Below are 16,169 nucleotides of genomic sequence, written 5' to 3'. Positions count from 1 at the left end.
CATGGACGCGGGTGCAGGGGGCGGCGGGGCGGACGAACTGTGCCACTGCGGCGGGGCGGCCGGCGGCGAGGAGTGCCGTTTCCTTCACTCGTACGGCCGAGACCTGCGGATGGGCAGTTTCGACTGGGACCTCGGCGCCGGTCTGATGCACATGGACGAGCCCGCGCTCGACGTGTTCGACCTCAGGCCCGACGAATACGACAACCGGCCCGAGTCGCTGGCCGCCCGGGTGCCGCCCGCCGAGGCCCTCAGGCTGGACGCGCTGGTGTCGCAGGCGCTGAAGAACGGCAGCGTCAACTACGGCGTGTACTTCCGCATCCGCGTCCGGGACGGCGGGCTGCGCTGGACCCACACCCAGGGCTTCGTGCGGCGCGACGAGAACGGGCGCCCGCTGCGCATCATCGGCATCGTCCGCGACGCCACCCAGGAGCTCGCCGAGTCCACCGCCCGGATCGGTCTGGACGACGAACGGCGCCGCACGACCAGCGTCGTGGAGGCCACCACCGCCGCCCTCGCGCACGCCAGGACCGTCAAGGACGTCATCGACGTCATGCGGGACTCGCGGGGCCCCGAGTACCTGGGCGCCACCAGCCTGGTGATGGGCCTCCTGGAGGCGGGCCGCATCCATCTCATCGCCGAGGGCCCCGAGGGCAGCTTCGTGCCGGGCACCCGGTGGACCCGGGTGGACGAGCGGTACCCGATGAGCGAGGTCATCCGGACGCTCGCGCCGCGCTTCATCGAGTCGCCCCAGGACTTCGCGGAGTCCTACCCGGGCCTGTGGCCGAACATCAGCGGCCTCGGCATCACCTCCGCCGCCTATCTGCCGCTGATCGCCCAGGCCCGCCCGATCGGCGCGATCGGCCTGCTCTACAGCGACAAGCGGGGCTTCACCAGCGACGAGCGCAACCTCCTTGTGGCGCTGGGCAGTTCGATCGCCCAGTCCCTCCAGCGGGCCATGCTGTACGAGCAGGAGCACGACCTAGCCGAGGGGCTCCAGCAGGCCATGCTGCCGCGCCGCATCCCCGAGGTGCCCGGCGCCCGGCTCGCCGTCCGCTACCGCTCGGCGCGGTTCGGGCGGGACATCGGCGGCGACTGGTACGACGTGATCCCGCTGCCCGGCGGCCGGGTCGGCGTGGCCATCGGCGACGTACAGGGACACGACACGCACGCCGCCGCGGTGATGGGCCAGCTGCGCATCGTGCTGCGCGCGTACGCCGCCGAGGGGCACGCGCCGGCCACCGTCATCGCGCGGGCCTCGGTCTTCCTGCACGAGCTCGACACCGACCGGTTCGCGACCTGCACCTACGCGGAGGCCGACCTGAGCACCGGCGTGCTGCAGATCGTGCGGGCCGGCCACGTCGACCCGCTGGTCCGGCTCGCGGACGGCAGCTGCCGCAGGCTGCCGGTGGAAGGCGGTCTTCCGCTCGGTCTGTCGGCCGAGTTCGGGCGGCTCGAATATCCGGTGTCGACGGTTGAACTCGACCCGGGCCAGACCTTGTTGCTGTACACCGACGGGCTCGTCGAGCAGCCGGGCGCCGACCTCGACGACGGCATGCGGCTCCTGGCGTCCCTGGTCCGCTCGGGCCCCGAGGAGCTGGAGGCGCTGGCCGACCGTCTCTGTGACGTGGTCGACGAGCGGGGCGGCGACGACGACGTGGCGCTGCTGCTCCTGCGCCGCAGCGCCATGGAGGTGCCGGAGGGCGGCGGCAGGCTCCGCCAGCACGTGGCGCAGAACGACCCGGAGGCGCTGACCTCGGCCCGGCACATGATCCGCGCGGCGGTCCGGTCCTGGGGCGCCCGCGAGCGGTCCGACGAGATCGAGCTGGCCGCCGACGAGCTCATCACCAACGCCCTGATGCACACCGACGGCGGGGCGATCGTCACCATCCGGGCGCTGTCCGGCCCCGAACGCCGGCTGCGCGTCGAGGTGGAGGACCGCTCCAGCGCGCTGCCGCGCCGCCGCGAGGCCGGTGCGTCCGGCGTATCGGGGCGCGGGCTGATGCTGGTGGACCGGCTCGCGGATGTGTGGGGCGTGGAGTCGCGCGGCAGCGGCAAGTGCGTGTGGTGCGAGTTCACCGTGCCGGAACGCGGCGAGGGCTGAGGCCGGGCGGCCGGGGTGTCAGGGGCGGGCCGGGGCCGCGCGGACGGAGGCGCGAGGACCGGAACGGAACTGATCAATACTTGGCGGTAACTATCCGTAACGATTCATTACTTGACCGTAACCGTTCACGGGGGTTTGACTGCTCACTCTGAACGGGCGGCACCGTGGCCGCCCGACCGGCCTCCGACTGACACGAGGACCCCTTGAGCAGTGAGCTGCTGGCACCTCTTGATCTGGCGTTCTGGCACCTCGAATCGGCGGAGCACCCCATGCATCTGGGGGCACTCGCACACTTCGGCCCGCGCCCCGGCATGGGCGGCGGACAGGTCCTCGACCTCCTCGCGGAGCGGGCCGCGGCCATCCCGCGCCTGCGGATGCGCGTACGCGGCGTCTGGTTGCCCGTCGGCGGCGCGGCCTGGGTCGCCGACAAGGACTTCGACGTCCGCCGCCACGTCCGCCGGGTCCACCTGCCCGAGGGCGACTTCGGCACCGAAGCCGCCCGCGCGGCGGGGGAGTTGATGGAGCGCCCGCTCGCGCGCGGCCTGCCGCCCTGGCGGATGTACGTCCTGACCGGCGCCGAGGACGGGCCCTTCGCCGTCCTGGTGAAGCTGCACCACGCGCTCGCCGACGGCATGCGCGCGGTCGCCATCGGCGCCGGCATCCTCGACCAGCTCGCCACCCCGAGCGCCCGGCGCCGGCGCCCCGTGCCGCCCCGCTCCTGGCTGCCCGGCCCGCGCCAGGTCGCCGGCCTCGCCCGCGACCGGGTCGGCGAACTCACCCGGGCCGTGGGCATCGGCGCCTCCGTGATGCGGGCCAGCCGCCTCGAACTCGGCGCGGGCTCCGCACTGACCGCCGACTCCAGCGGCACCCGCCGCCTCGCCACCGCCGTGCTCGACCACGAGGACGTGCAGCGGGTACGCAGGGCCGAGGGCGGCACCGCCAACGACGTCCTGCTCGCCGTCGTCGCGGGCGGCCTGCGCCGCTGGCTCCTGGAACGCGGCTCGGGCATCCCCGGCGCCGAACCGCGCGCCCTGGTCCCCGTCTCCCGCCGCCGCCCCGGCGCCCCGCCCGGCGCCGGCAACAAGCTCTCCGCGTATCTGCTCGGCCTGCCCGTCGCCGAGCCCGACCCGCTGGCCCGGCTCGCCGCGGTCCGCGCCGCCATGGACCGCAACAAGGACGCCGGGCCCGGGCGCGGGGCCGGCGCGGTCGCCCTCCTCGCGGACCAACTGCCGCCGCTGGCGCACCGGTTCGGGGCGCCGCTCGCCGGGAACGCGGCCCGCATCCTCTTCGATCTGCTCGTCACCAGCGTGCCGCTGCCCCGCTCCGAGCTCTCGCTCGGCGGCTGCCCGCTGCGCGCGGTCTACCCGATGGCGCCGCTCGCCCGCGGCCAGTCCCTGGCGATCGCCCTGTCCCCGTACGGCGGCCGCGTCCACATCGGCCTGGTCGCCGACGGCAAGGCCGTCCCCGACCTCGACCTGCTCGCCGCATGCCTGCGGCGCGAGCTCGGGGAACTCCTCGGCGCGAGCACGGCTCGCTGAGCGCGCCCCGCCGGGGCACCCTGGACCCATGCCGGAACTGCCCGAAGTCGAGGCCCTGCGGGAATTCCTCTCCGACCACCTGGCCGGACAGGAGATCGAGGCCGCCGTGCCCGTCGCGATCAGCGTCCTGAAGACCTACGACCCGCCGTACACCGCCCTCGCCGGGCGCACCGTCACCGGTGTCGCCCGGCACGGCAAGTTCCTCGACCTCGACGCCGACGGCCTCCACCTGTGCGTCCACCTGGCCCGCGCGGGCTGGCTGCGCTGGTACGACACCCTGCCCACCACCCCGCCGAAGCCCGGCAAGGGCCCGCTCGCGCTGCGGGTCGCGCTGGCGGGCGGCGCGGGCTTCGACCTCACCGAGGCCGGCACCCGCAAGAGCCTCGCCGCCTACCTCGTCCACGACCCGTCCGAGGTCCCCGGCATCGCCCGGCTCGGCCCCGACCCGCTGGCCCCCGGCTTCGACCGCGACAACTTCGCGGCGCTGCTCAAGGGCGAGCGGCGCCAGCTCAAGGGCGCGCTGCGCGACCAGTCCCTCATCGCGGGCATCGGGAACGCCTACAGCGACGAGATCCTGCACGTCGCGCGCATGTCACCCTTCAAGGCCGTCGCCCACCTCACCGAGGACGAGACGACCACGCTGTACGAGGCGATGCGCACCACCCTGACGGAGGCGGTCGAGCGCTCGCACGGCCTCGCGGCGGGCCGCCTCAAGGCCGAAAAGAAGAGCGGGCTGCGCGTGCACGGCCGCACCGGGCAGCCCTGCCCGGTCTGCGGCGACACGGTCCGCGAGGTGTCCTTCGCGGACTCCTCCCTCCAGTACTGCGCCACCTGCCAGACCGGCGGCAAGATCCTCGCCGACCGCCGCCTGTCGAAGCTGCTCAAGTAACGCCGCCCGGGGGCGGGCGAAGCCCCGCTCACGCGGGCGACGCCGCCCGGCAGCGCGAAGCCGGGCCGCATCCGGGCCCCGCCTCACCGGGGCGTGATCGTCGCCAGCCGGGTGCCGTCCGCGACGCGTACCTCGAAGCGGGCGATGGCGTCCTGCGCGAGCGCCGCCGCCCCGCGCATCCGCACCGGCAGACCGCCCCGTTCCGCCCAGCTCGCCACCGTCTCCTTGCTGCCGTCCCGGCCCACCGCGACCAGGGTGCACGCGGCCGGCGCCGCGCCCGCGAGCCCGAGCTCCACGTCCGTGCCCCACTCCTTGGGCGCCGTCACCAGCGTCGCCGTCACTCCAGGCGCGTGCGAGGCCACCCTCCAGCCGGACGGCGCGGGTTCCAGGGCGATGCCGACCCCGCCGGCCACGAGGACCGCCGCCGCGGCCACCAGGGCGAGCCGGACCACGCGTCCGCGCAGGCGGCGCCGGGCCACCGCGCCCAGCATCCGGTGCAGCACCTCCGGCGACACCGGGCCGACGGGGACCGCGCCGTCCGCGACGTACGCGGCGAGCAGTGCCGTCACGCTGCCGAACTCGGCGAGCAGCGCGCCGCACCGGGCGCACCCGGCGAGGTGCTCCTCGAAGCGGAAGGCGTCGGCGGCACCGAGCACACCGAGGGCATAGGCCCCGGCGTCCTGGTGGATCTGCGGCGAACTCATGCCGTCAGGTACGCGGGAACCGCGCCGAACACTCAAGACACCCCGGCACGAGCCCGCCTAAACTCCGGCCCCATGCTGCGCGTACTGGCGGTCGACGACGAAGCCCCCGCCCTCGAAGAGCTCCTCTACCTGCTGCGCTCCGACCCCCGGATCCGCTCCGCCGAGGGCGCGACCGGCGCCACCGAGGCGCTGCGGCTCATCGGCGCGGCCCTCGAAGCCGCCGAGGACGGCGAACAGGGCGTCGACGTCGTCTTCCTCGACATCCACATGGCCGGGCTCACCGGGCTCGACATCGCCCGGCTCCTCGCCGGGTTCGCCCGCCCGCCCCTGATCGTCTTCGTCACCGCCCACGAGGGCTTCGCCGTCCAGGCCTTCGATCTGAAGGCGGTCGACTACGTCCTCAAACCGGTGCGCGGGGAACGCCTCGCCGAGGCGGTCCGCCGGGTCGCCGAACTCGTCGGCGACCGCACCGCCACGGTCCAGGAGCCCGACCAGATACCCGTCGAACTCGGCGGCGTCACGCGCTTCCTGGCCATCGCCGACATCGCGTACGCCGAGGCCCAGGGCGACTACGCGCGGCTGCACACCGCACGCGGCAGCCACCTCGTACGGATTCCGCTGTCCACCCTGGAGGAGCGCTGGCGCGGCCGGGGTTTCGTGCGGATCCACCGCAGCCACCTCGTCGCGCTCGACCGGATCGACGAACTCCGCCTGGAGGCGGGCAGCATGAGCGTGCGGGTCGGCGACGCCGAACTCCCCGTCAGCCGGCGCCACGCGCGCACGGTACGCGACCGCCTGCTGCGGCGCGCCCCCCGCTGACCTGCCCCTTCCCCGATGAGTGAGGGGCTGCGTACACTCCGCGCCATGTCCGCAGAGCAGGCGGCGCGACGCGAGAGGGTCACCGGGGAGCCGAGGAGGGTCCGCCCGCTGCCGCGCCACCGCGCCCAGTCCGAGATCGACGAGCAGACCGCGCTCGGCGGCGCCTACGTGCGCTCCCTGATGCGCGGTCAACTCCGGGCCGCGCTCACCGGGTTCGCGGTGCTCGCGCTCACGGTGGGGACGCTGCCGCTGGCCTTCCGCGCCCTGGACGACGACGCCGTCACGTGGTGCGTGCTCGGCTTCGCCGTCTACGGGCCGCTCGGCCTCATCGCCTGGTGGTACGTGCGCACCGCCGAACGCAACGAGGCCGACTTCGCCCGCCTGGTCGCCGACCGCCCGACGGACGGCCGCCCGACGCAGGGCCGTCGCGCCGAGTGAGCCAGACGTACGCCGTGGTGGCGGTGACCGCCGTCGTGCTCGCCACCGTCCTCGTCGGCGGCTTCGGCCTGCGCATCTCGCGCACCACCTCGGACTTCTACGTCGCCTCGCGCACGGTGGGCGCGGGGCTCAACGCGGCCGCCATCAGCGGCGAGTACCTCTCCGCCGCCTCCTTCCTCGGCATCGCGGGACTCGTCCTGGTGCAGGGTCCCGACATGCTCTGGTATCCGGTCGGCTACACCGCCGGCTATCTCCTGCTGCTCCTGTTCGTCGCGGCCCCGCTGCGCCGCTCGGGCGCGTACACGCTGCCCGACTTCGCCGAGGCCCGGCTCGAATCACCCGGTGTCCGCCGGCTGGTGAGCGTGTTCGTGGTGGGCGCCGGCTGGCTCTATCTGGTGCCCCAACTGCAGGGCGCGGGGCTGACGTTGAAGATCCTGACCGGGGCGCCGGACTGGCTCGGGCCGGTGCTCGTCGCGGCCGTCGTGGTCGTCGCGGTCGCGGCCGGAGGCATGCGCTCGATCACCTTCGTCCAGGCCTTCCAGTACTGGCTGAAGCTGACCGCGCTGCTCATCCCCGTGTTCTTCCTGGTCCTGGCCTGGCGCGGCGACGGCGCGCCGCGCCCCGTCTACGACGAGCAGGCCGCCCTGCGCCACCAGCAGACCGTCCGCATCGCCGACACCCTGACCCTGCGTCTGTCGGAACCCCTGCCCGTCCGCGCCACCGGCACCGTCGACGGCCGACCGCGCCACGGCGAGGCGCTGACCCTCCCGGCGGGCGAGCACCGCGTCGAGGCCGGCACCCGCCTGGCCCTGGCCGCCGCGACCCGCGTCCCCGGCACCGCCGCCCGCACCGAGCACCCGCTGTACGCCACCTACGGGCTGATCGTGGCGACCTTCCTCGGCACCATGGGCCTGCCCCATGTCGTGGTGCGCTTCTACACCAGTCCGGGCGGCCGAGAGGCCCGCCGTGCCACCGTCGTCGTGCTCGCCCTGATCGGCGCGTTCTATCTGCTGCCCCCCGTCTACGGGGCCCTCGGCCGCCTGTACGCCCCCGAGCTCGCCCTCACCGGCGACGCGGACGCGGCCGTGCTCCTGCTGCCCGAACGGCTCGTCGGCGGCTCCGGCGGCGATCTGCTGGGCGCGCTGGTCGCGGGCGGCGCGTTCGCGGCGTTCCTGTCGACGGCCTCCGGGCTCACCATGGCGGTCGCCGGAGTCCTCACGCAGGACGTGCTGCCCTCGCGCGGCGTACGCCACTTCCGCCTGGCGACACCGCTCGCCATCGTGGTGCCGCTGCTCGGCGCGCTGCTCGTCAGCGGGGTGCCGGTGGCCGACGCGGTCGGGATGGCGTTCGCGGTGTCCGCGTCCTCGTTCTGCCCGCTGCTCGTGCTCGGCATCTGGTGGCGGGGGCTGACCCCGCCGGGGGCCGCGGCCGGGCTCGTACTCGGGGGCGGTTCGGCGCTGCTCGCGGTCGCCGCCACCGTCCTCGGCCTCGCCCCGCCGGGCCTCGCGCACGCGCTGCTCGCCTGGCCCGCCGTCTGGTCGGTGCCGGTCGGCTTCCTCGCCATGATCGGGGTCTCGCTCGCCACCCCGGCGCGCATCCCGGCCGGCACCAACGCCGCCATGACCCGCTTCCATCTGCCCGAAGCCCTGGCCCGCCGGGGAGGAGCGCCGCGATGACCCTGGCCGCCCTGCTGTTCCTCGGTCCGCTCCTGGCCGCCGCCGGGTTCCTGCTCGGCCGGCGCGCCGCCGGCCGGGGACGCATCAGCGATGTCGGAACGCCCGTCGAGCACGCCACCTTCGAGACCCTGCACACCGCCTCGCTCGCGGCACCGCCACTGCGCGCGGGGCTCACCGCCGAGGCCGCCCGCAAGTCGGCCCGGGGCCTGCGTTCGCTGCTCGGCACCGACGCGCTCTGCCTCACCGACCGCGACTCCATCCTGACCTGGGACGGGGCGGGGGAGCAGCACCACAGCGCCCAAGTCATGGACCAGACGCGGGCGTTGCTCGACACCGGCCGGTACAAGGCGTTCGCGCTGTCCTGCGACGACCTGGACTGCCCGCTGCGCTGGGCGGTGGCCGTGCCGCTCACCGTCGACGACCGGGTGCTCGGCACCCTGATCGCCTACGCGCCCCGCGAGTCGGCGGTCCTGGCGCGGGCGGCCGGCGAGGTCGGGCGCTGGGTCTCCGTACAGCTCGAACTCGCCGAACTCGACCGCTCACGCACCCGGTTGATCGAGGCCGAGATCAAAGCCCTGCGCGCCCAGATCTCTCCGCACTTCATCTTCAACTCGCTCGCCGCGATCGCCTCGTTCGTCCGTACCGATCCGGAGCGCGCCCGCGAACTCCTGCTGGAATTCGCCGACTTCACCCGCTACTCCTTCCGCCGGCACGGCGACTTCACCACGCTCGCCGACGAACTCCACTCCATCGACCAGTACTTGGCACTGGTCCGGGCCCGCTTCGGCGACCGGCTCTCCGTCACGCTCCAGGTCGCACCCGAGGTCCTCCCGGTCGCCCTGCCGTTCCTGTGTCTCCAGCCGCTGGTCGAGAACGCCGTCAAGCACGGCATCGAGGGCGCGGTCGCGGCGGGGCGCATCACCATCAGCGCCCTGGACGCGGGCAACGAGGCCGAGGTCGTGATCGAGGACGACGGCGCGGGCATGGACCCGGAGCGGCTGCGCCGCATCCTGCGCGGCGAGGGCGGCACCTCGGGCGGCATCGGCCTGCTCAACGTCGACGAACGGCTGCGGCAGGTCTACGGCGACGCGTACGGCCTCGTCATCGAGACGGGTATCGGCGCGGGCATGAAGATCACGGCGCGGATACCCAAGTACCGCGCGGGAGTGCACAGTTGATACTTTGTCAGAAGAGGTGAATGGCCAAGTGGCCCAGCGGCAGGCCGAGTTCCCACGCGGGTGTCCACACCCGGGGCTCGTCCTCCTCCGCCCGCGGGTCGACCCCGCCCGGCACCACCGCGTCCAGGTCGGCCGCGAGCAGCTCGGTCTCCTCCAGCCACCGCCAGGCGGCCCGGGCCATCTCCACGTCGGGCCCCTGCTCCTGATCGCGCAGCAGCCGGTGCAGCCGCGCGCAGACCCAGCGCCGCCAGGGCCGCCCGGCCGCGGTGAGCGAGCTCCACTCGTCGAGCCGGGCCACCACCCGGGCCCCGCCGACCGCGCCGTCGGACAGGAAGATCGTCAGGGCGAGGGCATTGCGCCCGGCTCTGAACTCCAGTGTCGTCGGCGGCATCAGATCGCCGGTACGCAGCAGTTCGTCGGCGATGTACTCCGCGTACATCCATGCCATCGGCACCAGTAGTTCGCCACCACTGGTCCCGTTACTTCCCTCCGGACGCATCCTGTCTCGCCTCTTTCATCGACCGTCCCGGCGCTCCCGGGGAGCTCCAGGGAGCATTGAACCGGGGGCGCGTGCCCGCCGTGGCCAGAAGGGCAGGATCCGTCACAAGACACGAGGTGCTCATGCATGTGCGGCAGCTGTTGGGCGCCTACGTACTGGGCGCCCTCGAGCCGGGCGAGGACCGCGCCGTCGCCGCGCATCTGCGCCGGTGCGCGCCGTGCCGGGCCGCCTACCTGGAGGCCGCCGAGGCGTCCTCGCTGCTCGCCCTGCTCACCGAGGCGGACCTGAAACCCACCGAGGAGAACCCTTCGGGACCTGACGCAGAATAGCCGGGCAGTACCCGGGCCAGCGCGCGCAGGGCGTAGTACGAACGGGACTTGACGGTCCCGGGCGGCACACCGAGCACTTCGGCCGCTTCGTTCACGCTCAGGCCGCGGAAGTACAACTGCACCAGCACCGCCCGGTGTTCGGGTGTGAGCGACCTCACGGCCGAGCGGACGTCGAGGGCGGCGGCACAGCGCTCGGTGTGGTCGGCGCACTCCGCGGTCGCGAGCAGCACCTCGTCGGCGACCTCGGCGGGGCGGGCGAGCCGGCTGCGGCGCGCGTCGATGGCCAGGCGCCGGGCGACGGTGAACAGCCAGGGCCGCATGGAGGAGTACGGCGCCTCGAAGGCCTCCGGGTGCTGCCAGGCCCGCAGCAGCGTCTCCTGGAGCAGATCCTCGGCCCGCTGGCGGTCCCCGTAGGTGAGCCCGAGCAGGAAGTGCAGCAGGGCGGGCCCGTGCGCGCGCTGCAGTTCGGCCAGATCCCGCTCGGGCGTGTAGCGCCGTATGTCCGCGACCGCCGTCGTCACCGTGCACGCCCTCTCCCCGGAACCCCTGACCAGCGGTATCCGAGCGCATCCGGGCGGACGGGGACAGCCGTGGCACCGCGCCCTGCGGCGAGCGGTCGTACGGGACCGACGAGTGGTACGGCGAGCGGTCGGGGGCGGGGGAGCGGGCCCCGGCACGGGTGCGTCCGATCCAGCGATCTTGCATCGTATGAACGGCTTTTCGGCTTGACTGACCGGTTCTCGCGGGGTGGATTTCGGACACATGACCGCCTTCGAGCAACGGAGACCGACGCCGATGCACCAGCCGACCCAGCGCGCCCGACAGGGGGCGGCGGCCGTCGCGGCCCTCCTGCTCGCGGCCACAGCAGGATGCGGCGGCGGCCAGCGGCCCTCCGCGCAGCCGCCGCACCAGCAGGGCGCCCACCGCACCCCGGCCTCGGGATCCGCAGCCGCCCCGCACGCGTTCACGCTGGTCGCCACCGGCGACGTGCTCCCGCACGACTCGACCATCGCGCGCGCCAAGTCCGATGCGGAGGACGGGAGTTACGACTTCCGCCCGATGCTCGCGGGGGTCAAGCCGATCATCTCCCGGGCCGACCTGGCGATCTGTCACATGGAGACGGTGTACGGCGCCGACGAGGGCCCCTTCACCGGCTACCCGGCCTTCACTTCGCCGCCGCAGGTGGCCGCCGCGCTGAAGGACACGGGGTACGACTCCTGCTCGACTGCCTCCAACCACAGCCTGGACGACGGCGCCGACGGCATCGCGCGCACCCTGAAGGCCTTCGACAAGGCGGGTCTGAAACACACCGGGTCGGGCCGCACCGCCGAGGAGTCGGCGCGGCCCGCGCTGCTCTCGGCGGGCGGCGCGAAGGTGGCCCAGCTCGCGTACACCTACGACACCAACGGCTATCCGATGCCGGACGGGCAGCCGTGGGCGGTCCACCTCATCGACCAGAAGAAGATCGTCGCTGATGCTCGGGCCGCCCGGGCGGCGGGCGCCGACATCGTGGTCGTCAGCGTGCACTGGGGCACCGAGTGGCAGACCGACCCCGACGAGCAGCAGCTCACGCTGGGCAAGGCGCTCACCGCGTCCACGACCAACGGGCGCCCGGACATCGACCTCGTCCTCGGCACCCACGCGCACATCCCGCAGGCGTACGAGAAGGTCAACGGGACCTGGATCGTGTACGGCGAGGGCGACCAGATCGCGGGCGAGATGTTCAACGACACCGGGGCCCGCGACGACCGCGGCAACATGAGTTCCATCGCCCGCTTCACCTTCGCGCCGCCCGTCCGGCCCGGGGCGCGCTGGGAGGTCAGCAAGGCGGAGTTCATCCCGCAGTGGATCGACGTGGACCGCGGCCGTGTGATGAGCCTGCCCGAGGCGCTGGCGAAGTCACCCGGCCAGGACGACTACACCGCGGCGCAGGACCACATCCGCGAGGCGGTCCTGGGGCGCGGCGCCGCGAAGGACGGCCTGACGATGTCCAAGTAGGCCAGGTAGGCCAAGTAGGCGGGCCGAGCGGGCCGAGCCGGCCGAGGGGCCCGGCGCGGCTACGGCACCACGGTGACCGGCCAGCGGCCCGCCTTCACCAGGCGGACCGCGACCGAGCCGACGATGCGGTGGCCCGCCGATTCCGACGCGCCCACCACGACCGCGTCCGCCGTGAGCTCGTCGGCCGCGGTCACCAGTCCGGAGTAGGGATCGCCCCGGAAGGTGTGGAACTCCCAGCGCACGTCCCAGATGCCGCGCACCCGCTCGGCCGCCGCCCTGATCTCGGCGACCAGCCCCTCGGCGATCTCCCCGGTGGCGTCCGCCACCGGCGCGCCGAGCGCCGCGCCCGCCGGCAGCACGGGCTGCACGTACACGAGGGCGAGCAGCGCGTTCTGCCGCCGGGCCAGGCCGCTGGCGTACGCCGCGGCCCTCAGGGAGGAGTCCGAGCCGTCGACGCCGGCGACGATCACCTTCGGACCGTCGGTGCCGCGTTCGAAGCGCTGGGACTCGGAGTGGGGCTGGGGCTGCTGCTCTGTCACGCCCCGAGGCTAACGGGCCGGGTGGCGCCTCCGACAGGCGGCCCGGCCCCGGCCTCCCTAGAGTGCTGAACATGACTGTCAGCCAGTCGGCGCCGATGCCGTCCCGGACCGGCTTTCTGGGGCGGGTGCCCGAAGCGTTCGCGATGTTCTTCGGTGCGCTCGGCCTGTTCTGCGCCGTCATCGCGCTGATCCCGCCGCTGCGCAGACTGCTCCACCCGATCTCCTGGTTCTTCGACCGGGTCACGGTGCCGGTCAGCGCCAACCTCGCGTACGCCGTCTTCCTGCTGCTGCTCGCCGCCGCGATCGGCGCCCGCAAGAAGGTCGCCTGGTGGCTCGTCGTCATCTACCTGGGCCTGCTGTTCCTGCTCGACGTCCTGCTCCTGTCCGTCATGGAATGGGCGTGGATCCCCAACGGGCTGTTCTGCGGAGCCGCCCTGGTGGTGCTGATCCTGGCCCGCAAGCAGTTCTACGCGCAGACCCGCAGGGGCGCCTTCCGCCGGGCGGTGGGCGTGCTGTGCCTGGGGCTCGCGGCGGGCGTCCTCGTCGGCTGGGGCCTGATCGAGCTGTTCCCCAACACCCTGCCGCGCGGCCAGCGACTGCTGTGGGCCACCAACCGCGTCTTCGGCGGCCTCGTCTCCAGCGGCCGCTTCGACGGGAGCCCGCCCAGGCCCCTGTACTTCTTCCTCGGCCTGTTCGGCGCCATCGCCCTGCTGACCGCCGCCTCCACCCTCTTCCGCTCGCAGCGGATGGAGGCCGCCCTGCACGGCGACGAGGAGCCGCGCATCCGGGCGCTGCTCGGCGCGTACGGCCGCCAGGACTCGCTCGGCTACTTCGCGACCCGGCGCGACAAGGCCGTGGTCTTCTCGCCCAACGGCAAGGCCGCCGTCACCTACCGGGTCGAGGCCGGCGTGGCGCTGGCCAGCGGCGACCCGGTCGGCGACGCGGGGGCGTGGGGCCCGGCCATCGACGCCTGGCTCGACATCGCCCGCAAGTACGCCTGGGCCCCCGCCGTGATGGGCGCGTCCGAGGAGGGCGCGACCGCCTACGCCCGGCACGGGCTCGGCGCGATCCAGCTCGGCGACGAGGCCATCCTGAACGTGGCCAGGTTCGACCTCGACGGCCGCGACATGCGCGTCACCCGCCAGGCCGTCCGCCGCGTCGAGCGGACCGGTGCCACCACCCGCATCCGCCGCCACTCGGCGCTCTCCGACGAGGAGATGCGGGGGATCGTCGACCGTGCCGACGCCTGGCGCGACACCGAGACCGAACGCGGATTCTCCATGGCGCTCGACCGGCTCGGCGACCCCGCCGACGGCGACTGTCTGCTCGTCGAGGCCTTCGACGCCGACGGCAAACTGATCGCGCTGCTCTCCTTCGTGCCCTGGGGCCCGGACGGCATCTCGCTCGACCTGATGCGCCGCGACCGCAGCGCGCCCAACGGCGTGATGGAGTTCATGGTCGCCGAACTGTGCGCCGCCGTACCGAAGTTGGGGGTCCGGCGGATCTCGCTCAACTTCGCGGTGTTCCGCTCCGCCTTCGAGGAGGGCGCCCGCATCGGCGCCGGTCCCGTGCTGCGGCTGTGGCGCAAACTGCTGCTCTTCTTCTCCAAGTGGTGGCAGCTGGAGGCCCTCTACCGCTCCAACGTGAAGTACCAGCCGCAGTGGTTCCCGCGCTTCCTCTGCTACGGCGACGCGGGCTCGCTCGCCCGGGTCGGCCTGGCCTCCGGCATCGCCGAGGGCTTCGTCTCGGTGCCGAGCCTGCGCAAGCTCTGGGGCAAGGGCCACCACAAGGGCGTCACCACGCCGGTCACCACCGCGGGCCTGCCCTCCATCGAGGCGCTCGGCCTCACCGGACCCGGCGCCACAGAAGTGACGGAGCGTCAACTCCCGGACCAGGTACGGGTACGCCACCGCAAGCTCGACCGGCTGCGCGCGGACGGCACCGAGCCGTACCCGGTCGTCATCCCGGCGCGCACCCACACCCTGGCCCGGCTCCGGGCCGAGGGCGAGGGCATCGGCGCCACCGTCGCCGGACGCGTCATGGCCGTACGCGACTTCGGCGGCGTCGTCTTCGCCGTCCTGCGCGACTGGTCCGGCGACCTCCAGCTGGTCCTCACCCGCGAGGGCGCGGGCGAGGACATCCTCGGCCGGTTCACCCGCGACGTCGACCTCGGCGACCACGTCACCGCCACCGGCACGACCGGGCCCAGCGAGAAGGGCGAGTTCTCGCTCTTCGCCACCGGCTGGCAGATGACCGCCAAGTGCCTGCGCCCGCTGCCCGACAAGCGGCTCGGCCTGGCCGACCCCGAGGCCCGGGTGCGCCGCCGCTACCTCGACCTGGTGGCGAGCCCGGAGGCCCGCGAGGTGGTGCGGGCCCGCTCCACGGCCGTGCAGGCACTGCGCCAGGGGCTCTTGGAGCGCGGCTACCTGGAGGTCGAGACGCCGATGCTCCAGCAGATCCACGGCGGCGCCAACGCCCGCCCGTTCACCACCCACATCAACGCCTACGACCTCGACCTGTATCTGCGCATCGCGCCCGAGCTGTACCTCAAGCGGCTCTGCGTCGGCGGCGTCGAGAAGGTCTTCGAGATGGGCCGCACCTTCCGCAACGAGGGCGTCTCCTACAAGCACAACCCCGAGTTCACGATGCTGGAGGCCTACCAGGCGTACGCCGACTACGACGTGATGCTCGACCTCACCCGCGAGCTGATCCAGGGCGCGGCCACCGCCGCCTTCGGCTCCCCGATCGCCCGCAAGGCGGACCCGGACGGCACGGTCGTCGAGTACGACATCTCCGGGCCCTGGCCCGTCAAGACGCTGTACGGGGCGCTGTCCGAGGCGCTCGGCGAGGAGGTCGACGCCGACACCGACGAGCAGCGGCTGCGCCGGCTCTGCGACCGGGTCCACGTCCCGCACACCCCGGACAACACGCGCGGCGACGTGGTGCTCGAAATGTACGAGCGGCTCGTCGAGGAGAAGACGAAGCTGCCCACCTTCTACAAGGACTTCCCCACCGACGTCTCCCCGCTGACCCGCCAGCACCGCACCGACCCACGGCTCGCCGAACGCTGGGACCTGGTCGCCTTCGGCACCGAACTGGGCACCGCCTACTCGGAGTTGACCGACCCGATCGAGCAGCGCCGCAGGCTCACCGCGCAGTCGCTGCTCGCGGCGGGCGGCGACCCGGAGGCGATGGAGATCGACGAGGACTTCCTCGACGCGCTCGAATACGCGATGCCGCCCACCGGTGGCCTCGGCATCGGCGTGGACCGGCTCGTCATGTTCCTCACCGGCCTCACCATCCGCGAGACCCTGCCCTTCCCGCTGGTCCGCCGCACCTGAACCGGCCCGGCGCCGAGGGCGCCGGGTGACTCCATTCGTGCTGGTGTCGGCCCGCTGTTGACGTTTCGTCGGCCTCGTGACGGCCGGCACGCCCTAACCTGCCGCCATGACGAACAAAAG

General features: G+C 73.5%; 14 protein-coding genes. 10 read left to right on the top strand and 4 right to left on the bottom strand.

Features of this window, described 5'->3' with window-relative positions:
• The first annotated feature begins 109 nt into the window (after positions 1–109).
• From ACFYZA_RS28570 to ACFYZA_RS28560, 3 genes are all read left to right on the top strand, one after another.
• Positions 110–2,101: a SpoIIE family protein phosphatase gene (locus ACFYZA_RS28570; RefSeq protein ID WP_388493535.1), complete on the top strand. Its 1,992-nt coding sequence runs from the start codon at positions 110–112 to the stop codon at positions 2,099–2,101.
• Positions 2,102–2,304: 203 nt separating this feature from the next.
• Positions 2,305–3,639, top strand: a complete 1,335-nt coding sequence (locus tag ACFYZA_RS28565; protein ID WP_388493473.1) for a wax ester/triacylglycerol synthase family O-acyltransferase — start codon at positions 2,305–2,307, stop codon at positions 3,637–3,639.
• A gap of 28 nt (positions 3,640–3,667) precedes the next feature.
• Positions 3,668–4,528 (top strand): Fpg/Nei family DNA glycosylase, encoded by an 861-nt coding sequence (locus tag ACFYZA_RS28560; RefSeq protein WP_388493471.1) that lies wholly within the window; start codon positions 3,668–3,670, stop codon positions 4,526–4,528.
• Positions 4,529–4,611: 83 nt separating this feature from the next.
• Here ACFYZA_RS28560 and ACFYZA_RS28555 read toward each other — a convergent pair whose 3' ends face one another.
• Positions 4,612–5,232, bottom strand: a complete 621-nt coding sequence (locus ACFYZA_RS28555; RefSeq protein ID WP_388493469.1) for an anti-sigma factor family protein — start codon at positions 5,230–5,232, stop codon at positions 4,612–4,614.
• A 72-nt stretch (positions 5,233–5,304) separates the two neighbouring features.
• On the opposite strand from ACFYZA_RS28555, the gene ACFYZA_RS28550 reads away from it, so the two are divergent.
• The 4 genes from ACFYZA_RS28550 to ACFYZA_RS28535 are packed head-to-tail and all read left to right on the top strand — an operon-like array spanning position 5,305 to position 9,343.
• The gene (locus ACFYZA_RS28550) at positions 5,305–6,051 is read left to right on the top strand and encodes a LytR/AlgR family response regulator transcription factor (RefSeq protein ID WP_382586299.1); all 747 of its coding nucleotides are present in this window, start codon (positions 5,305–5,307) and stop codon (positions 6,049–6,051) included.
• A 45-nt stretch (positions 6,052–6,096) separates the two neighbouring features.
• Positions 6,097–6,489, top strand: a complete 393-nt coding sequence (locus ACFYZA_RS28545) for a hypothetical protein (RefSeq protein ID WP_382586301.1) — start codon at positions 6,097–6,099, stop codon at positions 6,487–6,489.
• Positions 6,486–8,165, top strand: a complete 1,680-nt coding sequence (locus tag ACFYZA_RS28540; RefSeq protein ID WP_388493466.1) for a cation acetate symporter — start codon at positions 6,486–6,488, stop codon at positions 8,163–8,165. The genes ACFYZA_RS28545 and ACFYZA_RS28540 overlap by 4 nt, the downstream gene beginning before the upstream one ends.
• On the top strand, positions 8,162–9,343 hold the full coding sequence (locus ACFYZA_RS28535; RefSeq protein ID WP_388493465.1) for a sensor histidine kinase: 1,182 nt from the start codon (positions 8,162–8,164) through the stop codon (positions 9,341–9,343). Before ACFYZA_RS28540 ends, ACFYZA_RS28535 begins: the two co-directional genes overlap by 4 nt.
• Positions 9,344–9,350: 7 nt before the next feature.
• On the opposite strand, the gene ACFYZA_RS28530 is transcribed toward ACFYZA_RS28535, so the two are convergent.
• Entirely contained in the window at positions 9,351–9,842 is a 492-nt protein-coding gene (locus ACFYZA_RS28530) for a hypothetical protein (protein ID WP_388493464.1), read from the bottom strand.
• Between ACFYZA_RS28530 and ACFYZA_RS28525 the strand changes: the two genes are divergently transcribed.
• Positions 9,785–10,171 carry a zf-HC2 domain-containing protein gene (locus tag ACFYZA_RS28525; RefSeq protein WP_388493462.1) on the top strand — a complete coding sequence of 129 codons (387 nt, stop codon included), beginning with the start codon at positions 9,785–9,787 and terminating at the stop codon, positions 10,169–10,171. The genes ACFYZA_RS28530 and ACFYZA_RS28525 overlap by 58 nt on opposite strands.
• Here the strand turns inward: ACFYZA_RS28525 and ACFYZA_RS28520 are convergent.
• Positions 10,072–10,692, bottom strand: a complete 621-nt coding sequence (locus ACFYZA_RS28520; protein ID WP_382586316.1) for a sigma-70 family RNA polymerase sigma factor — start codon at positions 10,690–10,692, stop codon at positions 10,072–10,074. The two genes, ACFYZA_RS28525 and ACFYZA_RS28520, sit on opposite strands and share 100 nt — an antisense overlap.
• Positions 10,693–10,966: 274 nt before the next feature.
• Between ACFYZA_RS28520 and ACFYZA_RS28515 the strand changes: the two genes are divergently transcribed.
• Positions 10,967–12,169 (top strand): CapA family protein, encoded by a 1,203-nt coding sequence (locus ACFYZA_RS28515; protein ID WP_388493461.1) that lies wholly within the window; start codon positions 10,967–10,969, stop codon positions 12,167–12,169.
• A gap of 59 nt (positions 12,170–12,228) precedes the next feature.
• Here ACFYZA_RS28515 and ACFYZA_RS28510 read toward each other — a convergent pair whose 3' ends face one another.
• Positions 12,229–12,708, bottom strand: coding sequence for a universal stress protein (locus tag ACFYZA_RS28510; RefSeq protein ID WP_382586322.1), 480 nt, complete (start codon positions 12,706–12,708; stop codon positions 12,229–12,231).
• A gap of 71 nt (positions 12,709–12,779) precedes the next feature.
• Between ACFYZA_RS28510 and lysX the strand changes: the two genes are divergently transcribed.
• Entirely contained in the window at positions 12,780–16,049 is a 3,270-nt protein-coding gene (lysX, locus tag ACFYZA_RS28505) for a bifunctional lysylphosphatidylglycerol synthetase/lysine--tRNA ligase LysX (RefSeq protein ID WP_388493460.1), read from the top strand.
• Positions 16,050–16,169: the final 120 nt, after the last annotated feature.

It is taken from the genome of Streptomyces sp. NPDC001828 (assembly GCF_042892175.1).
Taxonomy (GTDB): domain Bacteria; phylum Actinomycetota; class Actinomycetes; order Streptomycetales; family Streptomycetaceae; genus Streptomyces.
The sequence above is the reverse complement of the archived record's forward strand: the minus strand, read 5'-3'. Positions and strand labels throughout refer to the sequence as shown.

Excerpts from the sequence above, each read along its gene's own strand:
- ACFYZA_RS28525 (WP_388493462.1), top strand. The coding sequence starts at position 9,785 with ATGCCATCGGCACCAGTAGTTCGCCACCACTGGTCCCGTTACTTCCCT.
- ACFYZA_RS28545 (WP_382586301.1), top strand. The coding sequence starts at position 6,097 with ATGTCCGCAGAGCAGGCGGCGCGACGCGAGAGGGTCACCGGGGAGCCG.
- ACFYZA_RS28560 (WP_388493471.1), top strand. The coding sequence starts at position 3,668 with ATGCCGGAACTGCCCGAAGTCGAGGCCCTGCGGGAATTCCTCTCCGAC.
- ACFYZA_RS28555 (WP_388493469.1), bottom strand. The coding sequence starts at position 5,232 with ATGAGTTCGCCGCAGATCCACCAGGACGCCGGGGCCTATGCCCTCGGT.
- ACFYZA_RS28570 (WP_388493535.1), top strand. The coding sequence starts at position 110 with ATGGGCAGTTTCGACTGGGACCTCGGCGCCGGTCTGATGCACATGGAC.
- ACFYZA_RS28550 (WP_382586299.1), top strand. The coding sequence starts at position 5,305 with ATGCTGCGCGTACTGGCGGTCGACGACGAAGCCCCCGCCCTCGAAGAG.
- ACFYZA_RS28515 (WP_388493461.1), top strand. The coding sequence starts at position 10,967 with ATGCACCAGCCGACCCAGCGCGCCCGACAGGGGGCGGCGGCCGTCGCG.
- lysX (WP_388493460.1), top strand. The coding sequence starts at position 12,780 with ATGACTGTCAGCCAGTCGGCGCCGATGCCGTCCCGGACCGGCTTTCTG.
- ACFYZA_RS28535 (WP_388493465.1), top strand. The coding sequence starts at position 8,162 with ATGACCCTGGCCGCCCTGCTGTTCCTCGGTCCGCTCCTGGCCGCCGCC.
- ACFYZA_RS28530 (WP_388493464.1), bottom strand. The coding sequence starts at position 9,842 with ATGCGTCCGGAGGGAAGTAACGGGACCAGTGGTGGCGAACTACTGGTG.